This is a genomic window from Cellvibrio sp. QJXJ, assembly GCF_024452345.1.
Taxonomy (GTDB): Bacteria; Pseudomonadota; Gammaproteobacteria; order Pseudomonadales; family Cellvibrionaceae; genus Cellvibrio.
In genome coordinates, this window is the sequence record NZ_CP101662.1 from 1,582,591 (window position 1) to 1,605,688 (window position 23,098).

Annotated in this window: 11 protein-coding genes; 6 read left to right on the forward strand and 5 right to left on the reverse strand. The window is 50.2% G+C overall.

Annotated features, from left to right (window positions below):
• Positions 1-86: 86 nt before the first annotated feature.
• The 4 genes from argS (at position 87) to NNX04_RS06755 (ending at position 7,223) form a co-directional block, all read left to right on the forward strand.
• The gene (gene argS / locus NNX04_RS06740; protein ID WP_261947892.1) at positions 87-1,826 is read left to right on the forward strand and encodes an arginine--tRNA ligase; all 1,740 of its coding nucleotides are present in this window, start codon (positions 87-89) and stop codon (positions 1,824-1,826) included.
• Between the two features lie 346 nt (positions 1,827-2,172).
• A complete protein-coding gene (locus NNX04_RS06745) occupies positions 2,173-2,850 on the forward strand; it encodes a hypothetical protein (RefSeq protein WP_261947893.1) in 678 nt (225 codons plus the stop codon).
• 291 nt (positions 2,851-3,141) lie between these two features.
• Positions 3,142-4,716, forward strand: a complete 1,575-nt coding sequence (locus NNX04_RS06750; protein WP_261947894.1) for a GDSL-type esterase/lipase family protein — start codon at positions 3,142-3,144, stop codon at positions 4,714-4,716.
• A 353-nt stretch (positions 4,717-5,069) separates the two neighbouring features.
• Entirely contained in the window at positions 5,070-7,223 is a 2,154-nt protein-coding gene (locus NNX04_RS06755; protein WP_261947895.1) for a methyl-accepting chemotaxis protein, read from the forward strand.
• A gap of 39 nt (positions 7,224-7,262) precedes the next feature.
• On the opposite strand, the gene NNX04_RS06760 is transcribed toward NNX04_RS06755, so the two are convergent.
• From NNX04_RS06760 to NNX04_RS06770, 3 genes are all read right to left on the reverse strand, one after another.
• Positions 7,263-7,571, reverse strand: coding sequence for a chorismate mutase (locus tag NNX04_RS06760; protein WP_007642494.1), 309 nt, complete (start codon positions 7,569-7,571; stop codon positions 7,263-7,265).
• Between the two features lie 273 nt (positions 7,572-7,844).
• A complete protein-coding gene (locus NNX04_RS06765) occupies positions 7,845-9,197 on the reverse strand; it encodes a carbohydrate-binding protein (RefSeq protein ID WP_261947896.1) in 1,353 nt (450 codons plus the stop codon).
• A gap of 441 nt (positions 9,198-9,638) precedes the next feature.
• Complete coding sequence (locus tag NNX04_RS06770; RefSeq protein ID WP_261947897.1) at positions 9,639-12,179, reverse strand: alpha-amylase family glycosyl hydrolase; 2,541 nt, start codon at positions 12,177-12,179, stop codon at positions 9,639-9,641.
• 311 nt (positions 12,180-12,490) lie between these two features.
• Here NNX04_RS06770 and NNX04_RS06775 point away from each other — a divergent pair, with 311 nt between their 5' ends.
• Together NNX04_RS06775 and NNX04_RS06780 are read left to right on the forward strand one after the other, a co-directional pair.
• A complete protein-coding gene (locus tag NNX04_RS06775) occupies positions 12,491-13,213 on the forward strand; it encodes a transglutaminase-like cysteine peptidase (RefSeq protein WP_261947898.1) in 723 nt (240 codons plus the stop codon).
• 55 nt (positions 13,214-13,268) lie between these two features.
• Entirely contained in the window at positions 13,269-15,215 is a 1,947-nt protein-coding gene (locus tag NNX04_RS06780) for a bifunctional diguanylate cyclase/phosphodiesterase (RefSeq protein WP_040392203.1), read from the forward strand.
• Positions 15,216-15,250: 35 nt separating this feature from the next.
• Here NNX04_RS06780 and NNX04_RS06785 read toward each other — a convergent pair whose 3' ends face one another.
• Positions 15,251-15,580 carry a hypothetical protein gene (locus NNX04_RS06785; RefSeq protein WP_007642507.1) on the reverse strand — a complete coding sequence of 110 codons (330 nt, stop codon included), beginning with the start codon at positions 15,578-15,580 and terminating at the stop codon, positions 15,251-15,253.
• A 125-nt stretch (positions 15,581-15,705) separates the two neighbouring features.
• Positions 15,706-22,962: a retention module-containing protein gene (locus NNX04_RS06790; RefSeq protein ID WP_261947899.1), complete on the reverse strand. Its 7,257-nt coding sequence runs from the start codon at positions 22,960-22,962 to the stop codon at positions 15,706-15,708.
• Positions 22,963-23,098: the final 136 nt, after the last annotated feature.

Below are 23,098 nucleotides of genomic sequence, written 5' to 3' on the forward strand. Positions count from 1 at the left end.
CCCCCGGATAAAAGATGGCAAGCCCCAGCACTGGCGGGTACAATTCTCGCCCTTAATTCTTTAGCCTCTAGCGATTCCCCTACTTTATGAATATCCGCGAATTACTGAATCAAAAAGTCCTTGCTGCGATGACTGCCGTGGGCGTTCCCGCTGGTCTGCCCGCACTGATTGCGCCCGGCAAAAAAGCCGGTTTTGGCGATTACCAAGCCAACTGTGCCATGGGCGCCGCCAAAGCGATGGGTACTAACCCGCGTGAGCTGGCCGCTAAAATTGTCGCCGCACTTGAGTTAGACGGCATAGCCGAAAAGCTGGAAATCGCCGGCCCCGGTTTTATCAATATCGACCTCAACCCAGAGTGGTTGGGCGAGCAAATCGCCAAAGCGCAAAGCGACGCGCGCCTGCAGGTTGAGCAGGTCGCGGATGCACAGAACATAGTCATCGATTATTCCGGCCCCAACCTCGCCAAAGAAATGCACGTAGGCCATTTGCGCTCCACGATTATTGGCGACTCACTGGCGCGCCTGCTGGAATTCCAGGGCCACAATGTGATTCGCCAAAATCACGTGGGTGATTGGGGCACCCAATTTGGAATGTTGATTGCCGAGCTTGAAGAGCAATTGGGAGCCAAGGGCGATGAAGCCATGGCACTCAAAGATCTGGAAGTGTTTTACCAGCAAGCCAAAAAACATTTTGATGACGATGAAAACTTTGCCAACAAAGCGCGCGAGTATGTCGTGCGTTTGCAGGGTGGCGACGCGCAGATGTTAAAACTCTGGGAACAATTCAAAACGATTTCCCTGCATCACTCCAGCGAGATTTATCAGCAACTCAACGTCACCTTAAAAGACAGCGATGTGCGCGGTGAAAGTTTTTACAACAACGACTTGGAACCGCTGGTTAATGAATTACAAACGCAAGGTCTTGCAGTAGAAAGCGATGGTGCACAAGTCGTATTCCTGCAAGAACTGGCCGACAAAGAAGGCAACCCATCGCCGGTGATTATTCAAAAACAAGGCGGTGGTTTTTTGTATGCCACTACCGATTTAGCGGCACTGCGTTATCGCGTAAACACGTTAAAAGCAAAGCGCATTATGTATTTTATTGATGCGCGCCAATCGCTGCATATGCAGCAAGTATTTACTCTGTCACGCAAAGCAAAATTTGTAGATGATTCTGTCAGCCTGGAACATTTAGCCTTCGGCACCATGATGGGTAGCGACGGCAAACCCTTTAAAACCCGCACCGGCGGCACAGTAAAACTGGCCGAGTTATTAACCGAAGCCGTTGAGCGTGCGACCGCATTGGTCAGCGAAAAAACAACTGACCTCAGCGCCGATGAAGTGGCCGAGATTGGCCGCAAGGTGGGCATTGGCTCAGTGAAATACGCTGACCTGTGTAAAACCCGCACTAACGATTATGTGTTTAGCTGGGAATCCATGCTCAGCTTTGAAGGCAATACCGCACCCTATTTGCAATACGCCTATACGCGCGTGCAAAGTATTTTCCGCAAAGCGGGGGTGAGCCCGGAGTCGCTGCAAGCGGCGCTGATTATTGGCACCGAGCAAGAAAAAACCCTGGCGATTAAATTGCTGCAATTCAGCGAAGTATTGGATCAAGTTGCGCGCGAAGCTATGCCGCATTTGCTCTGTACTTATCTGTATGACATTGCCAGTTTGTATATGAGTTTTTATGAAGCCTGCCCCATTTTGAAAGATGGCATTGCACCAGAATTGCGCGACAGCCGTTTACGTTTGTGCCATTTGGTTGCAAAAACCATTGCGCAAGGTTTGGATTTGTTGGGCATTGAAGTAATGGAGCGCATGTAATTCGCAGAATTTCCCGCGCAGTAACGAATAACTATTAATATACCGCTCATGAAAACAACGCCAAGGAAGGTAATGTTGTCGTCTAAATTTTCAAAAAAAATTATTTCATTTCAATTGCATCGCAATAGTAAATAAAATTTTGATTACTTCCCCGCCAAAATATTTCCTTCAACACAAAACGCTATACAACGGCAAGACGATCTGCCAGATTGTGACAGGCACGAGCTGCCGCCCACTGAAATAGAAATTGAACACGCTGTATTTTCGACGTACTTAACCTTGCAAAAACCGGAACAGGAATAACCGCTGGTTTTTGTTAACTTTGATGAGTTTGAAGGAGGCGTTTATGTTTGTATCCAAGGCAAAACAATTCACCCAATCGTATCTGTACCCCAAGCTATCATCTGCAATCGCATCTGCGCTGTTGATCATTTCCATGAGTACAATTTCTCATCACGTACATGCGGTCTTTATCGATTTTGATGACATTACTGCGCTCCCAGCAGAACCATTTGATGGTTGTCTTTGTGGCCATGTACTCAGCAATGAATATGCGTCACAGGGATTAATTTTTAATGGTGATAGTAGCTGGTTAATTGGCGGCGTATTACCCGATGGCACTAACCGCAATGGCGTGCAGGGATTTAACGGAATTTCATTGAGTTTTGTGGGAACACTGCCGAACTTCATTAGTTTCAATGCATTTTCCGTAAACGAAGACGCTATTTTTATTGCAGTTTATGGAGAAAATGATTATCTGTTTACTCATGTAGGTTCGGGATGGCAAGGCACTGAAGAAACCAGCACACCTTACATTCCAGGGGAGTTAATATCCTTCACGGCAACCGAAGGAATAAAAAGCCTGCACATTTCCTCTCTTTTTAGCTTACGCACAGGCCCTTATATCGACAACCTGACATTTGAATCCAAAACTGTTTCTGAACCTGTGCCCTTCGTTTTATTTTCACTAGCCTTAACGGGGCTTTTTTGGCGACGAATTGGTCGCCAACCGGTAACGCGATAATTTTCGATTCATCATTCGTCGAGTAAACCCATCGATATTGTTGTGTAGTTTTGTTCGTTAAATTTTCTATACACTTTATCGGTGGGATTTTTTTGATTTTATTGGTAAGTTATACCCAAGCGATAACAAACAGCTCATCACTGATAGCTCGTAGCTAAACAATAATCGCTGCGCTCGGCACTGGTATTTAACAATTCCTTCATCATTAGCACCCCCCAACAACAGTGGCTTTAAATGAGTTTGTTGTGTGAGTGTGCTTTTTCGTTTTTAAAATAAATGAATTTAAACATTATGAAGAGATTGCCTTTTGTATTGCTCGCCCTTTGCGGCGCCCTTTCTGCCTGCCAATCAACCCAGCCCGAAAGCCGTATTAGCGGTATTGCCTTTGAAAAAACACCGCTCGCCAACGCCAAAATCACCCTGATTGATGCGAGGGGAACCCAATTACACACCATCACCGATATGCAGGGTGAATATGAGTTTTCACGTACTGCGTTGCAAGCGCCCTTATTAGTGTCAGTGGTGAGTGGCGGCGATGCAAAATACTGCAACCAAAACGCACAGCTACGCCCCGTTTGTCTGGCAGCGGTAATTGAAAAACTGGCACCAACTCAAATAGCCAATATTAACCCACTGACTGATCGCATAGCGTCGGATGTTGCCGTCGCACAAGGTTTTATTGGCCCGCAACAATGGGTAGATAGCGCCAAAATTAATGCGCTGGATCCAGCCGTTATCGCGCAGGCGCGCAGCAATATGCAGCAGGGTTTTGCTCAGGCTCTGGCGCTTGCCGGTGTAAACAAGACCGCCAACTTTGACCCGGCCACTTACCCTATCCACCGCAATGCACAACTGGTGGAAATGCTCAGCTTGCTCAACCACAACCGCAATTACGACAACAACAGCGGTCAAACCGGGCATACCACGTTGAGCGATGTGGGCTTTCGCCCGCTGGTGGGGTTGATGAATAGCGGCGCTTACGAACCCTTTGATTTTGTCCGCGCTCGCGCTGAGCAGCAGGCCATCCGCAATGCTGCAATCCGTATTTTTGTGGTGGGTGATTCCACCTCCGCCGTGTATGAACAATTGCGTTTCCCGCGCATGGGTTGGGCACAAATGCTGGAGCGGGAATTTAAAACGGAAGCCAATGTGAAAGTAATTGTAGGTTCACGCGCTGGCCGCAGCTCGCGGGATTTTTATAACGGCCGCTGGTTTGCACAGATGGAGCAACTTATCCAACCAGGCGATTATGTATTTATCAACCACGGCCACAATGATCAAAGTTGCAATTCCGCCCGCCCCGAGCGAGGCATTGCCGATGTGCAAAACCTGTGCACCTACCCCAACAATGCTGCGGGGAAAATCCAGCATCCTGCGGGCAAACCAGAATTATCTTTTTATCATTCACTGCAGCGCTACGTGAACATCACCCGCGAGCGCGGTGCGATTCCGGTGTTATTCACCCCTACGGCGCGCATTAAAAATGCCAAGGGTGAACAAACTACTCCCGTAGTCCATAGCCATGTTACCCAGCACAAGCCCGGCAGCAACTACGCATTTGTAGGCGATTACCGCCAAACCATTATGGATTTGGCACGCACCGAACAATTGCCGCTGATTGATTTAGGTACAGCAAGCATCCGGTTTGCCAATCAGGTTGGCGACCCCGGCTGGAAAAGTTATTGGCTGGTGGTGGATAAGCGTGTTAACCCCTATTACACCGAAACCATGGGCGGCAGCCCACAATTGCCGGACGGCACCCACTTCCAAAAAAATGGCGCCGAGGTGATGACCAAACTCAGCGTTGAATTGATTAACAGCAACCCCGCATTAAAAGCATTAGCCGAAAAACTTAAAGCACAATAAACGGGCATTTTTATCCATAGATAAAAAATAGCCCACGTGACACAAGCCCTATTAATAGTGGGCTTGTGTACTTACCCACCAAATACCCCCACCAAAAAAATCACACTTTTGGTGCAAATAAATAATAAGCGCACCAAAATAAATCCATAACCGCCCCATTAAAGAGCCTTAATTATCCGGCAAGTTCGCATAATCACTCGCTTGTAGTCAGATGGCGCATATTCTGCATATGGCACCAAATACCACATCGAATAACCTGCAAGGACAGTGACCGCCTCGAAAGTCAGAGCTGAAAAAGCCAGTAATGGGCGGCGATAAAACCTACTACTACCCAAAGACGAGTGACGCGATTCATGTCCAAACCGACTTTTTTACAAAGCGCTTTAATGCCCCTTTCTGCCGCCGAGCGCGCCTGGCTGCCATGGTTTGGTAAAACCGGCAAGCTGGCCATGGGCTGGGCCTGCTGGTTGAACCGCAGCCGTTACCCCATCATGGAACAGACCTTTGAGAGCATCGCCAGCACGCGGATTAAACTTTTGCAGCAATGGGTAAAACGGCAGTGGGCACAATTGGAATCCTGCAGTGGCCAGCTGCAATTGTTAGATGACAGTTACGACAATATTTTGCGCAAAAGCCTTTCTTCTATGGGCGATTGCATCGAATTATTTGTGATTGACCGGCAGGGCAAAACTCTCGCATCCAGTTATGCCGCGCGGATCGGCGCACAGGATTTGGTGCCCAACGCCGTCAGCGCCGGTTTGTCACAGGCTTTTTTACACGGCCCCTACAAAGACCCGCAAACACTGACCATCGGCAAGCGCAGCTCATCGTTTCATGACCAGGTCACACTGATGTTTTATTTGCCTATCACCCTGAGCGATGGCAATAAAGGCTGTTTGTGCGCGCGCATTCCCAACGATGTATTGGGCGATTTAATCCAACGTGAAGCGGGGCATATTTTTAGCGAGTCCGGCGATAACTATTTGTTTATGGTGAAGTCGGTGTTTGACCCAACCATCAAAAGTGGTACCGCCCTCTCCCGCTCGCGTTTTGAAGACAATACCTTTTCCCATGGTGAAAACCTTCGCTCCGGTATTCACACCAATTGGGGTGCGGTGAAAATCCAACAGCACACCGAATTTGAAATTCGTTTTACCGACCCTGCCACCAACCAACTTCACCCCGGTGTGCGCGAGACCATTCGCAAAGGCAGCAATTTGTTTGTCACCTACCCCGGCTACTCGGACTATCGCCATATTCCGGTGGTAGGCAAAGGTGTGACCTTTAATTTGCAAGGCTCGCCCGACACCTGGGGCATGATGTGTGAAGCGGATTTGGAAGAGACTTATCGCCACCGTTCACTCGGTTTTAAATTGATGAGTATTTACAGCGCCTGTGTGGGTGCCGGTGTCGCCACTAATTTGGCACTGGATTATTTCAGCAACCTGCCCAACAGCCTTATTAACGCGCTGACACTGTTGGTATTAAGCATCGGCGGATTTATTTTTTACCAGCGCGGGCCGCGCAAACTGGCGCGTCGGTTGGGGAAAATGACCGAAGTAATTCACGCCATCGCCGAGGGTGGTGGCAATTTGCAGCAGCGCCTGGACACTAAAAAATTAGCCAACGATGAGAGCGGAGACTTAGGGCGCTGGACCAACAGTTTTATCGACAACCTGGATCATATTGTCGGTGAGGTAATTCGCGCGGCTGATGAGGTCATGAAAAATAGTGACCGGTTGTTAAGCCACAACAATCACGCTAACGAGTCATCCACTTCTGTGTCGGTGGCGATGGATAAAATGTTGTTATTGGTGAGCGAGCAGTTGCAGGAAATCAGTAATGCATCCGGCACCGCGACTGATATGAAAAAGATGATGGAGCAAGTGGTGCAGCAGGCGCGCACCCAATTTGAGTCGGTGCGCACCGGCACCCAGAGTATTCGCGATGTGGTGGATAACTCCGCGCGCACTATTCACACCCTGAATGAACGCACCGCTGAAATTGGCAATATGATTTCGCTGATCAGCGACATTACCAGCCAAACCAATTTGCTTGCACTTAACGCCGCCATTGAAGCGGCGCGGGCCGGTGAGCACGGGCGCGGTTTTTCGGTGGTGGCCGATGAAGTGCGCAGCCTTGCGGCGCGCACGGCGGGGGTAGCGCAAGAAATCGGGGAAAAAATTGAAGCGATTCGCAGTGAATCCCAACGCGCGGCAGCCTATATGGAAACCAGCGTCGCCGGGGTAGATCGCAGCTTGCGTTTGGCGGAGGAGGCATCGAGTGACAATTCACCGCTGCACGCTATTGTCGAACGTATGTTTAACACCATTCACCATATCGACCAAAACAGCCAGCAACACGGCGAACAGGTGCGTGAACTGAGTAGCGCCAACAACACCATGAGCAAAGTGGTGCGCGCCCTGCAAACCAGTTCGGATCGCCTGAAAAATACTGCCACCAAATTACACCAGCTGGCAGGGGAATTTCAGGTCAGCTCGCGATAAACCTCATGCTCAAGCCCCACTACCACCACAGCGCCGGAGTTACTCCGGCTGCACAGGTTGTAAATCGCTCTGGATAAAATGGTTAACCAGATCGGTATAGATTTTTTCAATAATATCCGGATTAACTCCCTCGGCATTCGCCCACTCGCGCCGCTGTTGCAGCATGGTTTTGATTTGTTCAGGCGAACGCACCGTTACATCAGCGGTTTTAAACTTCACCGCCGCCTCCAAATATTTAGAGCGCTGGCCAATCAAACTGATAATACCGCGGTCGAGCACATCAATCTCGGTGCGGATATCGCTCATGGTGGCGCATTCTTCGGGGGTAAATTCGTTAGTAATTTCCATCAGGGAGATCCGGTTTACAGGTTATTGTTAGCGACAAGCAAATAGTCAGGCTTAAACTTACCTAGGCTTGCACAACAAATCGTCCCACTTTGTTGTTTTTATTAATCATCGCTACAAAAACAGTTAAGTGGGAATTCCCCACGGCAAAACAACACTCAAACAACACTAAGTGATAGCTACTCTGCCCCACTTTTTTCACCCATAAAAAAACGGCACGCGGTAAATACCCCGTGCCGCTACATACATTGAATAATCTTTATCGCTTTACCCAGATTACCAGTTAGTCAGTGGATGGCTATTTAACTGGTAAATCCGAACCCAGTCGTACTGGGTAACCATGGGATAAACGTTGCCATACTTGTTACCGCCAAACGCATCCTGAATACCATCGTTAGGAATCCAGAAGTTCATCATCAGTTCGGTCAGGTCGTTGGGAATCGGCGTGTAAGAAACCTGGGGCGGCACGCAGGATGGGTTGCAGTCGATCCAATCCTGATTCAAGGTTTTTACCAGCACGCCATCTACAAACCACTTGATACCTGTAGGTGTCCAATCGATCGCATAAACGCGCCATTGGTCTGCTGGTGCTATATCAATTTTGTGCTCCCACGCGCCCCATTGGCGAGTACCGTTCCAATCCACCACATTCACCCCATAGATCAGGTTGGCCTGGAATTTATCCGGGCGACCACCTTCCAGCTCCACATCAATTTCTTCCCACTCCCGCGGAGAGCCTTCGTGTTTATAAGTAAATAAGGAGGAGATATAACCCGTCGCGGTTGCGCGCGCTGGAGCTTTTATACGAGCCTCGATGCGGCCGTACTTGATACGTTTGGAAGGTACCGTGCGCAATTCTCCGCATGAATAGTTGTAGGGGCCTTTCTCCGATTTGTGATCGTAGGAATAACTGCCGGGCACGTATTCATTGCGCACCACCAACTCCAAATTACCATTTACGATTTGCACACCTTGAGGTTGGAAGCGGCAGATAGATTCACCACCTACAGCGCCATCTCCCTTCGCCCAAATTGCGGTATTGAGGCTATTGAAACGTTCATCCAACTTTAAGGTGTAACCCGAGTAGACCCCGGTATAGCCAGAATAAGCCGTGGGTAAATTGGGGTTATTGGTACCCTCGGCGACAACTTCGATCCAGTTGAAATTCCAATTCGCGGTTTGTGCAAACACGCCCAGGCTGTAAGTGCCGGCATTCAAATTTACCGTGCGGCTAACGGTGGTCCAATTTTGCCAACCACCAGTCGCGGGAATAGCAAAACTGCCCAATTGAATCGTACCGCCATTCAAATCCACTGAAGCAGTGGCACCAGAAGCGGAGGCTACTCGCATACGCACTGTGTAGTTGCCACTGGTGGGAATGGTTAAGTTGTTATAGGCAAGCCACTCGCCCTGGGCGATCCAACCTACGTTATAACCGCCACCGGTATCGCTAGTGGCCTCAATGTCCACTGCATCACCGCGATAGGCACCACCGGTATTGCCCGGTGTGGTGTCGTAAAAAGCGTTGTAATTTTCAGCTTGAAATACTACGGCACCCGCCGAGGTGGACAACCCAAGGCAGGCCAAGGCCACCCAAGCACTTTTTTTCAATAGAGTTACGTTATTCATGATTATTATTACTCGTGAATTAGGAAGGGAATTACTTTCAGTCGCTGCAGCGAGAACCAGTATATAAAGCGCTGCTGCGATTACAATCGGGGGCTTGTCGCTTAAAAAAACCAAAAACCGTAGCAAAAAAATTAAAAAAATAATCGAACCTTTGCCAATAAAAAAATCCCACTTTTGAGGTAACAAAAAAAACCAAGTGATACGCAATTTGTTAAGGGGGGTGACAATTATTTTTTATTTTCTTGCGCAGTAACACCTGCCGTCCCTTAAAGAAACAACACGCAAAAATTCAAATTGGTGCAGACTAAAAAATAAACACAGAGTGCCAGCTTAGGCAAAACTTACATCGGCACTGATTGATCAGCAGAAGCAAGGGCGACAGCATAAAAAAAGGGCGCTCCACAGGGAGCGCCCTTTTCTGTTCACGGGGTTTAAACCACCTTAGTGAAGCACAACCACCTCATTTTGCGACAGATTAAACGTACCGCTACCACTGGTCACGTTCACCACATCGCTACCCACTTTACTGGTGTAAGCAGCGTTTGCCAGACAGAGGTTGGGAACCGTAATAGTAGTAGATACACCACGGTTTACGGCCACCACCGCACAGTCACTGCCCTCCTGACGTTGGAATACCAGTACGTCGGCACTCACCCAACGCTCGGCATAACTACCGCGCTGTATAGCGGGGCTATTTTTACGCAGCTCAGACAAAGCACTGATCATATTGAACGCCGCCGTGGTCTGGCTGAAGGATGGCATCTGCTCGCGGTTGTAAGGGTCGTGTCCTACCTGACCATCGGCGTTTGCAGTAAACCAGGTAACGTTTTGCTCAGAGCCGTAATAAATAGTCGGGATACCGGGTAAGGTCATTACCAAAGCCATGCCCAAATCCTGACGTGCATCGGCAAAGGCTTTACTCATCCCCTTACCTTGACCACGGTTGGTAATGCCCGAGGTTTGCAGGTACACACTGGTACGGGTGGCATCGTGGTTGTCGAGGAAAATGGCTTGCAAGTCTTCAAACCCATTCATCGCACCCGCACGTGAACTGATGTGGCTGCTCAGATTGATCATGGTGCTATTGCCAGCCACTGCATTTTCAATCGCATCGCGCAATTTAAAGTCGAGCAGTTCAGAACCGCGACGCTCATTAAGGAAGCCCATCGAAACTGCATCGCCCGCACCGGCGTTGTACCACTCACCAAAAATATAGGTGTCGGCTTTTTTCGCGCGCACAGCGGCACTGAAACGGTTGATGAAGCTTGGCTCAATATGTTTGATCGCATCGATACGGAAGGCATCCACACCGTGGTCCATCCACTTGAGCGCCGCGTCGATCAAGTACTGATCCGCCAATGAATTGCTGGTTGTGCCGTGTTTGAAATCGGTCAGGTTGAACAGGCTCTTGTTTCGGAACGACCAGGGATCATCCCACTCACCATTACAGGTAGTGGCCGGGTTGGTATCGCCACAATCGGAAATCGCGCCGTTACCGTTGTACCAGGTATTTTTGCCACTGGCGAAATCGGTGATAAATGCACCTTCTTTATAAAGCGCGCCGAATTCGTATTGGTCGTCCTGGTTGGAGTGGTTGAGGGCGATATCCAATACCAGCTTCATACCACGGGCTTCCATTTGGGCATCCAGCTCATCCACTAACGCCCAGTCACCCAGATGCTCATCGACAGAGTAGAAATCCCGCGCCCAGTAGCCGTGGTAGCCACCTTCGTTGCCCACATTGATGTTATCCACCAGCGGCGTTACCCAGATCGCGGTCACACCCAATGCTTGCAAGTAATCGAGCTTGGAGATCAAGCCTTCAATATCGCCGCCCCAATACTTTTTCCACTCGCTTTGAACACCCGCACCCTTCACGGCAGAAGTCGCAACAGGGTTGGTGCCGTTGTCATTGTTGGTATTGCCGTTGGCAAAGCGATCCACAAACACAAAGTACATAGTACGTGCACGGAAATCATCAGCCACGGCTACGCTGCTGCTTGAGCTGCTGGAGGAAGAGGAAGACACAGAGCTGGAACTGCCCGCACCACAATCAGCGGCCATATTCGTGGTAACGCTAACAAGGCTGTTAGTGTTGGTATTGATCACGATGCGCGTCCAACCGCTCGCGCTTTGATCCGCTGCCGGGAAAGCATCTGCACCCCAAGCGCCGTTGCGATCCACCTTGAAACGCGGCCCGCCATTGGCGTCGCCAGAAGTGAAGTTACGGCAAGTTTCCAGCTGGTTTGTGCCCGCTGGTGTTACAAACAGGTCGCCTTCAGCCCAACCATTGTGGGTGCCACGCAAGTGGAACGGGATGAGCGGTGCGCTGGATGAACTGGAAATAGACGAGGATGAACTTGAGGTGGATGTCGAACTCGACGTGGTAGCGCTACCACAATTGGCCGCAAGATTTTGCTGGGTGGTGATTGCCTTTGAACTCGCATTAAAAGTGATTTTTACCCAACCAGCGGCAACTGTGTAATCCGCTGCGGGCACTGCATCGCTGCCCCAACCGCCATTCGGGTCCACCTTAAAACGTGGGCCGCCAGTGGCGTCGCCACTTACAAATTGCTGGCAACTTTCGTACACATCGCTAGTGCCGACGCGGGTTAACAAGGTGCCTTCTGCCCAACCATTGAACGTACCGCGCAAGTGATACGCCGCCGGAGGCGTTACCGCACTGATATTCCAGTTTTTGGTGTCGGTATAAAACTTGATGTTCCAGGTGCCTTGGGCTACGGCAATATTGCTGCCGTTAAGGCCGCCCACTCCATAACTTTCCGCCCAGTTGCCGTAGCGATCAAATTTAATACTGCCTGCTGCGGAAAAAACCACATTCGTGAGTTCCACCGTATTGGTGCCCGCAGGGTTCATTTGGGTTGCTGCCCACGCATTATGCGTGCCGCGCAAAAACCATTCGGCCTGTGCGCTGGCAGTGGTTGCCAACAAAAATGAGAGTAAAACGAGTTTGTGTTTCATAGTGACCTATCCGTTATTAATATTATTGGAGCGGCCATTTGATGGGATATCGCCTGAACAGGCAAATTGCTGCATACGTATTCAAGCATAAGAAATTAGCTGAATACGTATGCACCTTTGCACAAAACTCATCCAAAACAACTTACGACGCCAATGTGTTTTGCGCGAAAACGATTACACATAGCACCGGATTTTTTTAATAAAACCAGTAAAGCTGACTATACTGGGTGGAAACTTGTGCCAATACCTGCTCACCATGCCCGATTTTTTAGTGAACACTTCCATATGCATCCAACCTGCGGAACTACTGCATGCCAGTACTCCGGGTTAACCGCCATTGGCTTCACTCTGCAACACGCTTAGGTCACCCCGTTAAACGGGTGGCGCGCTACTGCTTGGTCATTTTTTTTACCTTCTGCTCCACACTACTGGTAGTCGCTGAACTGCAATCACAAAAAATGCAGACACTGATGCAGAGCCGTTATGGCGATGATGGTGTGGCATTACTCGGTGCCTGGAATCGCATGCTGGATAGCAGTAAACCACTCGCTGATGCGGAAAAAATCGCGCAGGTAAATGATTTTTTTAATCGCCACGTTCGCTACAGCGACGATGTAACCCTCTGGCAGAAATCCGATTACTGGGCCACACCGCTCGAAACCCTGGGCCTGCGCGCCGGTGACTGTGAAGATTTCACTATCGCCAAATACCTGAGCCTGTTGGAATTGGGAATCCCCACCGAACAATTGCGCCTGATTTATGTGCGCGCACAAATTGGTGGGCTGCATAGCAAACGCTTTCAAGCACATATGGTGCTGGGCTATTACAGCAGCCCGAATGCAGAACCGCTGATTTTGGATAATTTAATTACTCGTATTGAACCGGCCAGCAAACGGCCGGATTTAAACCCGGTATTTAGTTTTAACAGTGAAGGATTATGGGTAGGCAATAGTGTGCAATCCCAAGCGGATCCTACCGCGCGTTTATCGCGCTGGCGCGATCTGTTGATGCGTGTACGCGAAGAAGGATTTTAATGAACGCAAACATGAATCTTTTACTAACGGTATTTGAAAAACAAAAGGCATGAGCATGTCATTAATTAAACAATTATGGATCGGGATTTTATCCCTGCTGCTATTAGCACTGGGCGGAAATTTTGTGATTAGCACCCTCACCGCAAAAACTTATTTGCAAGATCAATTGCGACTGAAAAATATCGACAATGCCAACTCGCTCGCGCTGTCGATATCGCAAATGCCAGATAAAGATCCGGTAACCCTGGAGCTATTGATCACTGCGCAATTTGATTCAGGCCACTACGAATACATTATTTTTCAGGACATCAACAAACAGGCGATTGTGGCGCGGCGTTTTGAAAACAATAACACTTCATCAACCACCGAAAATAACGGGAATCCACGGGTACCCGCATGGTTTGCCAAACAAATTAATTTTGACGCAGCACCCGGCATTGCGCAAATTCAGGACGGCTGGCAGCAAGCCGGTACGCTGGTGGTAAAAAGCCATTCCGGTTATGCGCTGGAAGCACTGTGGAAAAATACCCGCGATTTATTGGAGTGGTTTTTATTTGCTACCTTGCTCAGTGGCCTGATTGGCAGCCTGATTTTGAAATATATTTCGCGCCCGCTGGATGTAGTCGTCAGCCAGGCCGAAGCCATTGGTGAGCGCCGTTTTATTGTCTCGGAAGAGCCAAAAACCAAAGAATTTCAGCGCTTGGTACGGGCCATGAACCGCCTCTCTACCAGCGTAAAACAAATGCTGGAAAAAGAGGCGCGGCAATTGGAGCTGCTGCGCCGCGAATCGCAAACCGATGCACTCACCGGCATTGCCAATCGCACCCATTTTTTGCATTTGTTCGACGCACAATTAACGCAAGAAGAGGCACAGGAACACGGCGTAGTAGTGATTGCACGAGTGATGGGGCTGCAACAACTCAACAGTCAATTAGGCCACCATCAGGTGGATCAGTTACTCTGCGCCATTGCCAGTGTATTTAGCGATATTACTCGCCGCTATCCAGCCAGTTATGCCGGGCGCTTGAATGGCAGTGATTTTTGCCTATTAATTCCTACTGATACGCCAATTGATATTGTAAGTGCGGATATTTCCCAACAATTGAATTTTCAATTAATCGCCACCGGTCACGCGCAAATTGGTTTGCCCATGGCGCTATGCAATTTCCAACACGGCGACCTACGCGCCGACCTACTGCATAAATTAGACGGTGCACTCGCGCAGGCAGAAGTAAAAGGCAACCGCGCGGTGGTAATTCGCGATAACGATCACCCCAACTCTGTTTCCAAAAATTTAAGCCAGTGGCGCGACTCTATCGAACACGCGCTAACCAGCCAGCAAATCGCATTAGTGAAATTTCCAGTGCGCAATGCACAGGGCGAATTAATTCACGATGAAACCGCTGTGCGCTTACAACTGGATAACGAGCAAAAACCGGCGGGTTATTTTATCCCCTGGGCGGTGCGCCTTGGCATTATGTCCAATATCGATTTAGCGGTATTACGCATGGCGTTGACACAGTTGACTAACATGGCGCGCACTGCGCCTCAGGCCATGGCAATTAATGTCTCGGCAGCGGCATTGTGCAGTGCGAGCTTCCGTGAACAAGCGCTGGAATTAATTGCACAACACACCGCCATTTCCCAGCAATTATGGTTGGAATTTTCCGAGACTTGTATCCTGCGCCACGCCGATGAGTTACGTATTTTTACCACGCAACTACGTAAATTTGGTTGCCATATTGGCTTGGAACATGTGGGCCTTGAATTTACCCGCTTTGATCAATTACAAGAAATGGGCTTGGCATTCTTGAAAATTGATAGTGCGATTATTCGCAATATTGATAGCCACCTGAGCAATCAAGCTTTTGTACAAAGCCTGTGTGTATTAGGTCACTCTATTGGGTTAACGATGATCGCAGAGGGTGTACAAACCGATGCAGAACAGCAAGCGCTGTTTAATTTGGGGATTGATGCTGTGACAGGGCCGCAGGTGCAATAGCGGCCAGTGCGTTAAGGTATTAAAACGATAAAAATTTACAGTGGCAAATGATCGCCGTCGTCCAGCAAATCAATACCTTGGCGTTTGCCGCGCAGTTCGCGCCGCGCGAGTAGTTTATCTTGCGCGGCAGAGGGTAAATCCGTAAAGCGAATAACACCCTGCTCGACCAGCAGCCCCACCACGTCTTCCAATACCCGCGCCATAGCAGTATCGGTTTGCTCCAGCGCCAACTGCTCGGCGGATTTTGCACTGTGCAAAAAAGCGATGATTTGCGGATCATCTTCTGGTAATTGCTCAGCAAAATCCGGTGCTGCTACTTTACTCAGCGCGACAATCTCACCTTGGTTATTGCGTTTAATATACATAGCAATCCTATAAAAAACCCTGCAACAAATAACCCACTAAAAAAGTGGCTGTGTAAAGAAGTGGCGGTGTAAAGAAGCGCCGCAAAAAAATCCCGCTATCGCTAGCGGGATTTTAGCGCAGGGTTTTAGTCGGTGATCAATTTATTATTGTTGAGCAATTGCGTAATAATTTGCTGATCAGTTGTTGCGCCACTATAAAGCGATTGCAAATCCACACCACTCAATACAATTTGCTGGCTTGTCTGTGCGCTATCAAAACCACCACCGGCATAACCACCTGTGTGACTGATATGCACAATAGTGCTGCCGCCGGTTACTTCAAAATGCAAATAATCCGTGAGGTTACCCGCGCTATTTGATGCACCAACAGACTCGCCCTGTAATAAATCGCGCAGGTCTAATACATCTCCGCCTGTACCATTACTACCCGCCGCAGAGGTCGAAAAATTCTGGATAGTGTCCACCGCCGGTGAACCTGCAGTGCCTTGATCGCCCAAACTCCAGGCAAATATATCCACAAAGTTTTCGCCCGAATTACCGCCACTCATGGTGTCGTTGCCAGCACCGCCAATAAGACGATCATTGCCATTACCGCTATTGATCACATCGTTGCCACTACCGCCGTAGATGATATCCGTGCCGGTACCTGCACTCAGGTTGTCATCACCCGCACCGCCGCGAACAACATTGCTGCCATTGCCTGCGTTAATCGTATTGTTGCCTGCACCGCCCTGAATATGTTCACTGGCAGAGGAGCCTGTAAAGTTACCCGATTCAGTCGTTGTGACATCAACCGTTGTATAAGCCGCTTTCAAATTTACGACACTTGTTGTGCTAGCCGTAAATCCACCATTTGCTTCTGTAGAGGTGACCTGCACTGTCAGGCTGGTTGAGTTAGTGGAGTAACTGCCCGGTAAATTTAACATCAGGTTGGGAAGATCAGCCGCCGCAAACTGCCACACACCGCCGCCCAGGTTAGTGCCAGCATTAAAGCTTAAACCTGTGGGTACACCACTGACTTTGATGGAAAGCGTTTCTGAACCATCGGTATCCACCAACTTGGTAGTAATGGGGAATTTCACGCTGGTTCCGCCAGTGCCCTGTGCAACCACTACCAGCGATTTACTCACCACTACCGATGGCGCACTTGCACTGCCCACGGCAAGGTTCACTGTAGCTGTGGTGGTAATTCCACCGTTGTCGCGCGCGGTATAGGTAAAACTCGCACTGCCTTCAAAGCCGAGAGTCGGGGTAAATAGGATATTGCCTGCACCATTGATAATGGCGGTGCCATTGACCGCGTTATCAACCTCGACAATTTGCAAAATATCACCATCAACGTCTATGTCGTTTGCGCGCAAACTGGTTGGGGTGATGGTGAGTGTGGAGTTACTCGCGGCAACGAGATTATCGTTAACGGCGACCGGCGCATCATTCACCGGAGACACAACAAGATTGACGCTGGCGGTGTCAAAGCCGCCGCGACCATCGCTAATGGTGTAGGTGAAAGACGCTGGCCCCACATAGTTAGCGTTCGGTATAAATACTGCATTGCCGTCAACTATTTTGACTGAACCATTCACGGCGCCCTGCACACTGTGCAAGGTCAAACCGTCATTATTTGCATCCGAATCATTCGCGAGCAAGGTTGCGGCAGTGATGGTAAAGGGAGTGTCCTCTGTGGCCACCAAATTGGCGGTTTTGTAGCTGTTAAAACTGTTGAATGGCTGATAAGTCATGCCGCCGTCATCGCTCAACTCTGCAGTGAAGCGAGCGTAGTAACCCTGATCCCAGTAGACGATCTCGATGGTGTGAATACCACCCGTCGCAATGGTAAATGTCGGGTGAACACGGGTAGTGGCGCTTTGGTTTGCGGCAACTTCAGCAACAGTGACGCCATCAATTTTAATTTGATAACCGTCATCGCCCAAGACCCGAAAATTATATGTACCTGCATCCAATTCGATAAAACCGCTCATACGAATAATCGCATCGCTTGTTGTTGCAGGATCGGCACTCAAGCTCGCCGCATCGGAACCCAGGAAGGTTTGCAAGTTGGTGCCAGCCCCCAGGTTGCTGTCGAATGAATTACCCGGGTTGTAATTAAGGGTAGTGGCGGTAAACGTCGCACTCGGCACTCGGCCATCAATATAGGCTTTTACCTGTTCCAGTGAGGCCAAATTGGAGCCGTCGGTACCTTGGCGATAGCCGAAATATTCAGAATGCAAACCGGTAGCCGTTCCGCCGCCAACAGGATTGTCGTTAACCGCATCTGGCGGTGTATTCACAGCGGTCACATTGATATTAACCTGCGCCGTTGAAGTTCCGCCCTGCCCATCATTAACGGTGTAAGTAAAAGATGCCGGGCCGCTATAGCCCGCGGTGGGGGTAAACACCACATTGCCAGCAACAAAATCGACGTTGCCATTGACTGCACCTTGCACTGAATCGATCGTCAGGGTGTCGCCATCCGGATCAGTATCATTACCCAGTAATTCGGCAGGGGTAAAGGTCAACGCAGTATTGCGCGGGGTTGTGCCAGTATCCGCCACTGCCGTTGGGCCATCGTTAGTACCCGTGACGGTAATCACCACTGAGCTGGTGGTGCCGTCGATACTCTTGACGGTGAATGTCTCGGTTTTGATCTCGCCCTCTTTAAGTTGTTGGACGTTTGCCTTGCTGTTGTCGATGTTATAAGTCCAATCACCGGTGCTGGTAATGGAGAAACTGCCGTAGGTGCCAGCCGTATTGGATTGCACCTCAAAGCCTTCTTCGCCTGCATCCGGATCTGTGATGGAGAGGGTTCCTGCCGCAGTGGATTGGGCTGGAGTATCCTCTTTTACTGTGCCAGCACCGCTGCCTACTACGGCGGCATCTGCTACAGGATTGACGCTAATGTTCACTGTGGCTGGGGTTGAATCGTCCAGGCCCTTGTCGTCGCGCGCAGAATAGTCGAACTGGCTGGAACCGTTCCAGTTAGCATCAGGTTTGAAGTAGACCGGCCCACTTACCAGATCATCAACCGCAATCAGGGTGGTCATAGCGGCGTCGCTATACAGTAGCCCATTCGCTGGTAGAGATTTAATGACATAGCCCGCGACCGAACCATCGCTATCGCTGCCAGCCAGGTTGATGGTAATCAAGGTGTCTTCATCGCCAGAAACATTGAGTGTGTTGGTTTCAGGTGCTTGGTTAGGCGCGGCCACCACGTTGATATTGACCCTGCCTGAGTCAACTCCACCTTTATCATCCGTCACTATGTAGGTAAAACTGGCAACGCCTGTGAAACCCGGTGTAGGCGTAAACACCAGGTTTCCACCAACGACCTGGAGAGTGCCGTTGGCTTCAGAGGTCACTGTGGTAACACGCAATGTATCGTTGTCCACATCTGTGTCATTGGCGACCAGAATCGACAAGGGCATAGGCAGCGACAGCGTGGTGTTCACGGTAATCGTAAAGGTGTCGTCCACCGCCACAGGTGCGTCATTGACTGGCGTCAGGGTGATGTTCAGGTCTGCACTTGCACCGGTATCGGTGGTGTAAGTTACTGTGGGTACTGCGCCGTTGAAATTAATGTCGGCAGGTACAAAGGTGTAGTCGCCATTGGCCAACAGGGTGAAAGTACCCACCCCAGTCAGGTTCACCGATTCATTGGCATTGTAGGCTGTGCCATTGATAACAAAGCTGGCCACTTGGGGAGTAGTGTCCGGGTCAACATCATTAGTCAACACATTTCCAATTGCGTTGCTGCCTTCGGCAACGGTTTTGACGTCATCAATCGCCTGTGTTGGATCATCAACTGCCACCACATTGATGAACACAGTGCCTTTATCCACTCCGCCCTTGTCGTCGGTGATGCGGTAATCAAAGCTCGCTGTGCCGCTAAACTCAGCGGTCGGCGTGAACACCAGATTTCCTGAAACAACACTCAATGTGCCATTAACAGCATTCTCCAGGATGACTACCCGCAATGAATCGCCATCCGGATCGGAGTCATTGGTGACCAGACCCGAAGCCGGTAGAGGCATACTCCAAGCCTCGTCTTCATTGATGGTATAGAAATCGTCCACAGCAACGGGAGCATCATTCACTGGCGTAACGGTGATATCCAAGGTGCTGGAAGAACCAGTGTTGGTTGTGTAGGTCACTTGGGGAACAGCACCATGCCAATTAGCCTCTGGCTCGAACACATATGAGCCATTGGCATTCAACACCAGGTTTCCGACACCAGCGATGACCGCCGTTTGGCCTGCGGTAAAGCTGCCCAATCCGGAGACCTGAAAGCTTGCAACTGTCAGGGTGTCATCTGCGTCCGTGTCGTTGGTGAGCACATTGCCAGTAACATCGTTATCTTCAGGGCCGGAATCGAGGTCTTGCACAAGCACGCTCGGGGCATTGGCTTTGACCACTACATTGACTGTCGCGGTGGCGGTCGCACCCAATGGGTCTTGAACGGTATAAGTGAAGCTGTCATTACCTGAAAAACCGGCGCTCGGGGTGTAGATTGGATTTCCGGTAACCGCGTCGATAACGACTGAGCCATTGGCGCCCTGACTGACAGATACCACCGACAGAATACCGCCCTCGGGATCGGAATCGTTAGTACGCACGGCCACGGCGACCGAGCTACCTTCGTCAACATTGGCTGTGTCATTTACCGCGGTAGGGGCATCATTAACCGGGGTAATCGCGATTTGTACCGTAACAATATTGCCATTGCTGGTGCCATCGTTAGCGCGGTAGGTAAAGCTGTCGCTGGTGGTTTCGCTGCCGTTGTGGGTGTAGCTAAAGGTACCGTTCGCGTTCAACATCAGAGTGCCGTGCGCGGGCCCGGACACGAGGATCGCCGACAGCGGGCTGTTTTCAGCATCCGAATCGTTAGCCAATACACTGCTGGCACCCGACTCTAGCAGCGTCGCAGTACCGCCTTCATTGACAGTGATACTGTCAGCAACGGTGACTGGCGCATCGTTAACCGGAGTTACACCGATAGTCACGGTGCTCGTAGTCGTTCCGCCATTACCATCACTGATGGTCACGACAAACGAATCGCTGCCGTTGTAGTTCGCATTCGGGGTGTAGATGAAACTGCCGGTAGCGGGATTCAGCGTCACCACACCGTTAGTCGGCACACCGGTAACGGCGTAAGCCAAAGTATCGCCATCAAGATCGCTCGCGATGATTTGCCCGGGAACAGCGACGTCTTCGTTGGTAGTCAGGTTCAGATTGCTGGCAGTTGGCGCATCATTTTGTGGAGTTACACCAATCGTTACGGTGCTGGTCGTCGTTCCACCATTGCCATCACTGATGGTGACGACAAACGAATCGCTACCGTTGTAGTTGGCGTTCGGGGTGTAGACGAAACTGCCGGTAGCAGGATTCAGCGTCACCACACCGTTAGTCGGCACACCGGTAACGGCGTAAGCCAAAGTATCGCCATCAAGATCGCTCGCCACGATTTGCCCAGGAACCGCGACATCTTCGTTGGTAGTCAGGTTCAGGTTGCTGGCAGTTGGCGCATCATTTTGTGGAGTTACACCAATCGTTACGGTGCTGGTCGTCGTTCCACCATTGCCATCACTGATGGTCACCACAAACGAATCGCTGCCGTTGTAGTTCGCATTCGGGGTGTAGATGAAACTGCCGGTAGCAGGATTCAGTGTTACCGAACCGTTGGTGGGCAAACCGGAAACGGCGTAAGCCAAAGTATCGCCATCAAGATCGCTCGCCACAATTTGGCCGGGAACCGCGACATCTTCGTTGGTAGTCAGGTTCAGATTGCTGGCAGTTGGCGCATCGTTAACCGGAGTTACACCGATAGTCACGGTGCTCGTAGTCGTTCCGCCATTGCCATCACTGATGGTCACGACAAACGAATCGCTGCCGTTGTAGTTCGCATTCGGGGTGTAGATGAAACTGCCGGTAGCGGGATTCAGCGTCACCACACCGTTAGTCGGCACACCGGTAACGGCGTAAGCCAAAGTATCGCCATCAAGATCGTTTGCCACAATTTGCCCGGGAACAGCGACGTCTTCGTTGGTAGTCAGGTTCAGATTGCTGGCAGTTGGCGCATCATTTTGTGGAGTAACGCCAATCGTCACAGTACTGGTCGTCGTTCCACCATTGCCATCACTGATGGTGACGACAAACGAATCGCTGCCGTTGTAGTTGGCATTCGGGGTGTAGATGAAACTGCCAGTGGCGGGATTCAGTGTTACCGAACCGTTGGCGGGCAAGCCGGAAATGGCGTAAGCCAAAGTATCGCCATCAAGATCGCTCGCCACGATTTGCCCAGGAACAGCGACATCTTCGTTGGTAGTCAGGTTCAGGTTGCTGGCAGTTGGCGCATCGTTAACCGGAGTTACACCGATAGTCACGGTGCTGGTCGTCGCTCCACCATTGCCATCACTGATGGTCACCACAAACGAATCGCTGCCGTTATAGTTCGCATTCGGGGTGTAGATAAAACTGCCGGTAGCAGGATTCAGGGTCAGGGTACCGTTCACCGGGTTGGTAGTAACCGTATAGGACAATGCGTCGCCTTCTATATCACTGGCGACGATTTGACCACTAAGCTGGGTATCTTCATCCACAGTGAGCGTCTGATCGGCAGATACGGGAGCATCGTTAACGGGTGCGATATTCAATGAAATAGTCGCCGTGCTGCTGTTGCCACTACTGTCGGTCACGGTGACGACAAAGCTATCCGCACCGTTGTAATTCGCGTTGGGAGTAAAGGTAAATTGGCCGGTGACAGGATCTAATTGCAGGGTGCCATTGGCAGGCGGAGTCGCAAGCGTATAGGTCAACAGATCACCTTCTACGTCTGTGGCAATAATTTGGCCGGTCAGTAGCGTGTCTTCGTCTGTGCTGAAGAGTTGATCTGCAATTTGTGGAGCACGATTAACATACTCGCCATCAGTAACGACCTGAGCTATTTCAGCTTGACCCGAAATCCCATAATCAAAATCCTGGTCATTAGTTGCTTCAGCAATTCGATCCAAGCGTACAAAACTGCTGGAGCCCCCCCCGGTGGCAGAGTTGTCGCCTGCAGCCGTTTCTTCCAACTCCTCAAGCAAGTCGCCTTCTTGTTCCAAAGCAGCCAAAACTTGTTGCACGCTGGCGTCGTCAAGTAAAGCTTCATCGGCCGATGTCGCGCTTTGCGGGTTCATGTCGCGGCTCATGGCGACTTCCTGCCCACCGTTGATTACCAGCGCTTCTACACCGCCAATATCCAACTCAACGCGCGCGCCCTCCGCCGTTACCAGAATTTCATTGTCGTTAAGTACAGCACCCACGGTTAAGGGGCGGAGGCTACCATCGGGTGACTTGGCCCAGGCTTGTCCTTGAAGAAAGGCTACAGTGGCAACGGCATTGCTCATACTTAACTCCGAATCCATAAAAGTGAACCAGATCACAAAATACTGGTGATATGCGGAGTCTAGCGACAGTTGAAATTAACGCCATTGGACTAAAGGACAATAAACAGTATTTTTTTAGATACCACTTTGGAATAAG